Origin of the sequence: Bradyrhizobium sp. Arg237L (assembly GCF_029990105.1) — a bacterium.
Taxonomy (GTDB): domain Bacteria; phylum Pseudomonadota; class Alphaproteobacteria; order Rhizobiales; family Xanthobacteraceae; genus Bradyrhizobium.
This window is the reverse complement of record NZ_JAQMIL010000020.1, coordinates 111,496-118,262: the sequence shown is the minus strand read 5'-3', so window position 1 is coordinate 118,262 and position 6,767 is coordinate 111,496. Positions and strand designations below refer to the sequence as shown.

The following is a 6,767-nucleotide window of genomic DNA, read 5'->3' as shown; positions in this document are numbered from 1 at the left end:
GAGCGGCGGCGCCAGCGTCACCCGCAGACGCCCGCGCACGCTCTGGTCGCGCCCGAAGACGCGCGTCTCCATATCTACGCCTCCTACAGCAGTATGGGCGGTCATCATAGCCTGTGCCGACCAAGCAAGGGCCAATTCCGAAACGGCGGACAGCGATCATCGCGGCTGGCGCCAGTCGTCCGGCCGGATCGATTTCGCACCACCGATGTGCGCGCTTCCGCACTCAACGCCCGACGCCGGCGGACCTATGTCGAGGTTCTCGGGGGCAGATGCTGTTCCGACACCACGAAAGGAGAAGTTATGGGAAAGCTTGAGGGTAAGGTTGCAGTCATCACGGGCGGCGCTACCGGCATCGGCCGCGCCGCAGCAAAGCGCTTCATCGATGAAGGCGCCTTCGTCTTCATCTTCGGCCGCAGACAGGAAGCGCTCGACGCGGCTGTGGCCGACCTCGGGCCCAATGCCCGCGCGGTGAAGGGCTCGGTCTCCGATCTGGCCGACCTCGACCGACTCTACGCGGCGGTGAAGGCCGAGCGCGGATCCCTCGACATCGTCTTCGCCAATGCCGGGGCGGGAAGCCAGCTTCGGCTCGGCGAGATCACCGCCGCACACGTTGACGAAACCTTCGACACCAACGTGAAGGGTACGATCTTCACGGTCCAGAAGGCGCTGCCGCTGATGGGCCATGGCGGTTCGATCATCCTGACCGGATCGAGCGCCGGCACCACGGGCGCCCCGGCAATGAGCGCCTACAGCGCGAGCAAGGCGGCAGTGCGCAACCTCGCACGGACCTGGGCGGAGGACCTGAAGGGCAGCGGCATCCGGGTAAACGTGCTGTCGCCCGGGGCGACAGCGACCGAACTCGCGAAGGAAGCGCTCGGCGAGGAGGGTCAGAAGGTCTTCGCCTCGATGACTCCGCTCCAGCGCATGGCCGATCCGGCGGAGATCGGGGCCGTGGCCGCCTTTCTCGCGTCGTCGGACAGCAGCTTCATGACCGCCAGCGAAGTCGCCGTCGACGGCGGCTTAGCGCAACTCTGACCCCCGGCGCGGTCCCGTGCCTGGCCCACATAACGAAAGATAAAAGATCATGAAAAAACTGGAAGATAAGGTCGCAGTCATCACGGGCGGAAGCAGCGGGATTGGGTTGGCCACAGCCAAGCGCTTCGTGGAAGAAGGTGCGCACGTCGTGATCACCGGGCGACGAGAGAAAGACCTGAAGGAGGCTGCAGCCTTCATCAAGAGAAACGTTACGACGGTCGTGAGCGACGTGTCGCGCTTGGAAGATCTGGACCGGCTTTATGCCGTCGTGAAAGAGAAACATGGTCACATCGACATTCTCTTCGCAAACGCGGGCGCGGGGACGATCGCACCGCTCGCGGTAGCTACTGAGGCCCATTTTGACCAGACCTTCGATGTGAACGTGAAGGGGCTGTTCTTTACGGTGCAGAAGGCCCTTCCCCTCTTCAAAGACGGCGGTTCGATTATCCTGAACTCTTCCGTCTCGAACGTGTTGGGGCTGCCAGGGTTTAGCGCCTACGCCGCGAGTAAGGCGGCTGTGCGCAACTTCTCGCGCGCTTGGACGCTGGAGCTGAAAGACCGAAAAATCCGCGTGAATACGATGAGCCCCGGACCAACCGAGACCCCTGCCTTAGAGACAACGACGGGCCTTACCCCTGAGCAAGCCGAGCAAGCGGCCGGCCAATTTGCTTCACAGATCCCAATGGGTCGCAGGGGCAAGCCAGAGGAAATCGCGGCTGCCGTCACGTTCCTCGCCTCCGATGAAAGTTCGTTCATCACCGGCGTTGATCTCGCCGTCGATGGAGGCATGGCGCAGGTCTGACGCCGACATTAACACAACATCAGAGAAACATCATGAGCAACGCAATTATCGGCTTCGGCAATATCGGCCGGGCCCTGGCGAAAGCGTTCGCCCGCAATGGCATCGAAGTATCGGTTGCAACCACGCGCGACCCGGAAAGCTTTGCATCCGCCGCGGCCGCAATCGGACCCACGATCATTCCCAAAAAACTGGCGGAAGCGGTCAAGGCGGACATCGTCTTTTTGGCCGTCCGCTTCGAGTCGCACCAGGATGTCGCGCAGGCGCTGCCCACCTGGCAGGGGAAGACGATCGTCGATGTGACCAATGCCTACGGCGTGTCCCCTGAGAAACTGGGGGGGGGGACAACCTTCGTCCAAGGCCGTCGCGCAGGCCTTCGCTGGCGGTCGACTGGTCAAGGGCTTCAATCATTTGGCCGCTGCCGTCCTTGACCAAGATCCGGCCGTACATGGTGGCAGAAGAGTCGTGTTCCTGGCGAGCGACGATGACGACGCCGCAGCGGAGATTGGTGCGCTTGCGGAAGATCTCGGCTTCGCGCCGATCAAACTTGGCGGGCTTTCGGAAGGTGGGCTGCTAGTCCAGGCGCGCGGAAATAGCTGGGGTCAACTGATCTTCAAGGACCTAGTCAAGTTCGACTGATGAACACACGACGTCCCCACCGGCAGGGACACGACGCACGCGATCGGATCGAGCGCGATCCGATCGGAGCGAAATGGAGAAATTCCCATGAGTACGGAGAAGAAAATCCAAACCGTGAAGGACTTCTTCGCCGCGATCGGCCGCGATGACAGGGAGGGACTGCTGGCGCTGGTCGCCGAGGACATCGAGTGGATCATCCCGGGCGAGGAGTGGCCGCTGGCCGGAACACACCGCGGACACGCAGGGCTGGCGGATTTGCTTGAGACGGCATCCAAGTCGATAGAAGCGTCCACGGAACCCCGGGAGTTCGTAGCGCAAGGAGACCGGGTCCTGGTCGTCGGCTTCGCGAGGGGAAAGATCAAAGCCACGAACAAGACGTTCGAGGACGACTGGATCTTCGCCGTCACGGTCCGGGACGGCAGACTGACCAACATCCGGGAATACGTCGACACGCAAGCACTGGCGCGGGCCGCGCAGTTGGACGCGTCCGGGCCGGCGTAGCGCTGGCGATCTGCGGCCGTCGGTTCGCGATAGACGGTGGATCCGCCGTGGATCGCCCCCTCGTACGCCGCGCGCTTGTCGAATGCCCAACCGTAAAGGAGATCCCGATGTACGACCAATCCAAGCTATCCGAGTTGATCCGGTTCGCACGAGTCGATGCGGGCTCCATCGTCATCGACGTTTACCCAGGCGACGGCGACTGGACCCGCCTCTTCTCCGACGTCGTAGGACCCGAAGGATGGGTCTACGGCTTCGTGCCGGCCGAAGTCGCCCACTTCAAGAACGATCCGGTCGGCCGCATGCGGACGCTCGCGAAGGAGCCGGGCCGAGAGAACGTCGAAGTCGTCTCGGCGGACCTCGTGGCGATGGCGGAGGCCACGCAACCAGCGGATGTCCTGTGGCTGCACCTGTTCTATCACGATCTCCACACCGCGCTGATCCAGGCCAGGGGAGCGACGGCGGCCCACTTCAATCGAGCTGTCTACGAGCGGCTGAAGCCCGGTGGGTCCTACGTCATCGTAGACCACGCCGCCGCCGTCGGGGCGGGCACGAGCGACGCCCAGTCGCTGCATCGGATTGAGCATGCATCCGTTCGCGAGGAGGTGGAGGCGGCCGGCTTCGTACTGGACGGGGAAAGCACCATGCTCGCGAACAAGGACGATCCGCACTCGATCAAGGTGTTCGATCCCTTGATCAAGGGCGAGACCGATCGCTTCGCCTATCGATTCGTGAAACCCTGACAGGTCCCGGCGCCGACTTCATGTCGACCTCCCCAATGGGTGCAAACAAGCCCATCGAAGACATCGAGGCAACCCTGCTTGCCGCCACGAAGCTGGCCTTGGATGAGCTCGTCTGGTGGGCCCACGCGACGATGGCAGCGAAGGCCGCTGAAGCGCTGTGAGGCGCGTATCGAAAGAATTGAGCGCAAGATGACGGGGCGGCGCAGACATGGCTTGATTTCTGGTAGTGGCCCATCGCATCATTTTCGCTGCGATGCGGAAGTTGATCGCTACCGGGGCATAGCGGACCCTCGCGAGCCGTCAGCTCGGCCGATTTATGGGTTCACGGCCCAGTCTCCGAGCGAGCCGATTTGAAAATGGCACGATAGCGAGCGGGGCTCGTACCCAGCCGTCTTCTGAATGATGCCTCAGCGCACCGGCCGAGCCGAAGCCGGTCACGCTGGCCATATCCTCGATCGGCATCTGCGTCGCTTCCAGCGCCAGTCGCGAGCGCGGCCTCCGTGTCGCACCGCTCGTAGGAGCTCCTCCAGCCTAGTTCCGTCAACGGCAAACCACCCAAGCTTGCAATCATCGTCGCCGGCGTCGAGGCGTTTCTGCACTGCACGGAGGCGCCTACGCGCGGCCGGCTCTGGACGAGCGACTATCGGCTGGATCGCTCCGAACTGCCGTCGCTTGAACAGATGATTGTCAATCGGCGTTCAAATTTGACCCCTCATCGGCGTCCAATTTTGACGCCTTTGCGCGGCGGGTTTTGCTGGTAGCGCTCGTCTCGTCGGAGCTGGCCGGGATAGCGGAGGCGAGACGAGCGCGGGTGGCGTGATCGTCGTCTCGGCTCTTGAACCGCCAGCTATCGTTGCCGGTCTCGACAATGTCGCAGTGATGGGTCAACCGGTCGAGCAGCGCCGTGGTCATTTTGGCGTCGCCGAACACGCTCGGCCATTCGCCGAAGGCGAGATTGGTGGTCACGATGACGGAGGCGCGCTCATAGAGCCGGCTGACAAGGTGGAAGAGGAGCTGGCCACCGGACTGGGCGAAGGGAAAATAGCCGAGTTCATCCAGCACGATGAAGTCCATCCGGGTCAGATGCTCGGCGAGCCGTCCTTGCCGTCCGTTGCGGGTCTCGGTCTCGAGGCGATTGACGAGATCGACCACGTTGTAGAAGCGGCCGCGGGCACCGGATCGGATGCAGCTTCTGGCAATGGCAATGGCCAGGTGGGTCTTTCCGGTGCCAGTGCCGCCAACCAGCACGACGTTGCGCTGCTGAGCGATGAAGCCGCCGCCCGCGAGATCATTGACGAGAGTCTGATTGATTGGCGTGCCGTCGAACTGGAAGTCGGCGATGTCCTTGGCAAGCGGCAGCTTGGCAATGGTGAGCTGGTATTTGATCGACCTGGCTTGCTTCTCGTTGATCTCGGCGTTGAGCAGGTCGCCAACAATGCGCTGAGGTTCGTGCTGGCGCTTGACGGCAGTTGCCATGATCTCGTCGAAGGCAGCCTTCATGCCGTAGAGCTTGAGTTCGCCCATGAGGTCGAAGATTTGGGTTCGTTCCATCAGATGGTCCTCCGGAGGTTGTCGTAGCGGGCACAATCGGCGATCGGTGCATGACGGAGCGTCAATGCGGTCGGCGTCATGATGTTGGCCGGTGGGGCGGGTTCACGTTGACGGGCCAGGATATTGAGCACGACATCGGCGGAATGGACGCTGTGACCGAGCGCTTCGGCACAGGCCGCTTCCACAGCGGGCAGACCGTCAGTCAGCACCGCGTTGAGGATGTCGACCATCTGCCGATTGCCATCGTCGGTGCTGGCAAGCTTGCGCCGGATCCGCTCGATCGCGGCCGGCAGCACCCAGTCCTTGAAGGGAGCACCGTTGCGCAAGGCGCCGGGTTTGCGGGCGAGCACCGGCACATAATGCCAGGGGTCGTAGACAGTATCGCCGCGACCAAAGGATCGCGGGTGCTCGGCAACGATGCGTCCATCCTGACGGATCACAATGCGATCGGCATAGGCTTGAACCTCGACCGGTCGTCCGACTGCGCTGGCTGCGACGGAGTATTTGTTATTGTCGAAGCGCACCAGGCAGGTCTTCGAGACCGATGCCGTCACCGCATGGAAGCCGTCGAAGCGGCCGGCATAGGGAACGAGTTTGGGGCGCTCGGCTTCGAACACTTCCCAGATCGTCTGATCGACCAGCTCCGGATGGCGATGAGCCTTAGCGTAGGCGATGCATTTGTCGAGCAGCCAGGCGTTTAACTCGTCGAGGTTTTTGAACCGCAGCCGCGGCGTGAAGAAGCGTTCCCTGACCAGCCCGACCTGGTTCTCGACCTGCCCCTTCTCCCAGCCCGACGCTGGCGTGCAGGCAACCGGATCGACCAGATAGTGGCTGCACATCTGCAGGAAGCGGCGATTGTAGAGACGCCCTTTACCGACGAAGATCGTCTCTACGGCGGTCTTCATGTTGTCGTAGATGCCGCGGGTGCAGGTGCCTTTGAACAGGGCGAACGCGCCCGGTCGTGGGCGTCGAACACCATCTCCTGCGTCTCCCGCGGATAGGCCCGCACGAACAGCATGCGGCTGTGACAGAGCCGGACATGGGCGGCCTTCACCATCACCGTGGTGCCGCTCAGCAAGACCACCTCGTGGCTCCAGTCGAACTGGTAGGCTTCGCCTGGGGCAAAGCTCAGCGGGACATAAGCGGCCGCAGTCGATTGCCCACGTTCTTTGCTCCACCGCCTGGCGTAACGCCGCACCGCATCGTAACCGCCGTCATAGCCGCGGCCGCGCAGCTCTTCGAAGATCCGGATCAGCGTCAGCTGTTCATGAGCCGGTTTGGTCGCGTTCGCCGCCAATAGCCTATCGAGCTCCGATGCCCACCGCCCCAGCTTTGGTCGTGGCTGCACTGCCGCTCGTACTCGAACGAGGTCTCTCCCGACCTCAGCACCTTCCGAACCGTGTTCCGCGACAGCTTCAGGTCACGGGCGATCTCCTTGATCGTCTTGCCCTTGATGAAGTGCTCGCGCCGGATCCGGGCAATGGTCTCCACGATCAGCATCC

Annotated in this window: 6 protein-coding genes and 2 pseudogenes; 6 read left to right on the top strand and 2 right to left on the bottom strand. The window is 62.7% G+C overall.

Translation table 11 applies throughout. The features are described from left to right. Window positions 1-300 precede the first annotated feature (300 nt). The 6 genes and pseudogenes from OZ411_RS14970 (at window position 301) to OZ411_RS14945 (ending at window position 3,875) form a co-directional block, all read left to right on the top strand. Window positions 301-1,035: an SDR family oxidoreductase gene (locus OZ411_RS14970; RefSeq protein ID WP_282528584.1), complete on the top strand. Its 735-nt coding sequence runs from the start codon at window positions 301-303 to the stop codon at window positions 1,033-1,035. 49 nt (window positions 1,036-1,084) lie between these two features. Continuing rightward, a complete protein-coding gene (locus tag OZ411_RS14965; protein ID WP_282528583.1) occupies window positions 1,085-1,837 on the top strand; it encodes a glucose 1-dehydrogenase in 753 nt (250 codons plus the stop codon). Between the two features lie 32 nt (window positions 1,838-1,869). Next, window positions 1,870-2,473, top strand: a pseudogene (locus OZ411_RS14960) (NAD(P)-binding domain-containing protein). An 87-nt stretch (window positions 2,474-2,560) separates the two neighbouring features. Continuing rightward, window positions 2,561-2,974: a nuclear transport factor 2 family protein gene (locus OZ411_RS14955; protein ID WP_282528582.1), complete on the top strand. Its 414-nt coding sequence runs from the start codon at window positions 2,561-2,563 to the stop codon at window positions 2,972-2,974. Between the two features lie 107 nt (window positions 2,975-3,081). Further along, window positions 3,082-3,714, top strand: coding sequence for a class I SAM-dependent methyltransferase (locus tag OZ411_RS14950; protein WP_282528581.1), 633 nt, complete (start codon window positions 3,082-3,084; stop codon window positions 3,712-3,714). A 35-nt stretch (window positions 3,715-3,749) separates the two neighbouring features. Then, on the top strand, window positions 3,750-3,875 hold the full coding sequence (locus tag OZ411_RS14945) for a hypothetical protein (protein ID WP_282528580.1): 126 nt from the start codon (window positions 3,750-3,752) through the stop codon (window positions 3,873-3,875). A gap of 526 nt (window positions 3,876-4,401) precedes the next feature. Here the strand turns inward: OZ411_RS14945 and istB are convergent. Then, window positions 4,402-5,265 carry an IS21-like element helper ATPase IstB gene (gene istB, locus OZ411_RS14940; protein ID WP_349017015.1) on the bottom strand — a complete coding sequence of 288 codons (864 nt, stop codon included), beginning with the start codon at window positions 5,263-5,265 and terminating at the stop codon, window positions 4,402-4,404. Window positions 5,266-5,273: 8 nt separating this feature from the next. Beyond that, a pseudogene (gene istA, locus OZ411_RS14935) lies at window positions 5,274-6,765 on the bottom strand (IS21 family transposase); the annotation flags it as partial. Window positions 6,766-6,767 lie beyond the last annotated feature (2 nt).

Coding starts and splice junctions, on each gene's coding strand:
- OZ411_RS14965 (WP_282528583.1), top strand. CDS start 1,085: ATGAAAAAACTGGAAGATAAGGTCGCAGTCATCACGGGCGGAAGCAGC.
- OZ411_RS14970 (WP_282528584.1), top strand. CDS start 301: ATGGGAAAGCTTGAGGGTAAGGTTGCAGTCATCACGGGCGGCGCTACC.
- OZ411_RS14950 (WP_282528581.1), top strand. CDS start 3,082: ATGTACGACCAATCCAAGCTATCCGAGTTGATCCGGTTCGCACGAGTC.
- OZ411_RS14955 (WP_282528582.1), top strand. CDS start 2,561: ATGAGTACGGAGAAGAAAATCCAAACCGTGAAGGACTTCTTCGCCGCG.
- istB (WP_349017015.1), bottom strand. CDS start 5,265: ATGGAACGAACCCAAATCTTCGACCTCATGGGCGAACTCAAGCTCTAC.
- OZ411_RS14945 (WP_282528580.1), top strand. CDS start 3,750: ATGGGTGCAAACAAGCCCATCGAAGACATCGAGGCAACCCTGCTTGCC.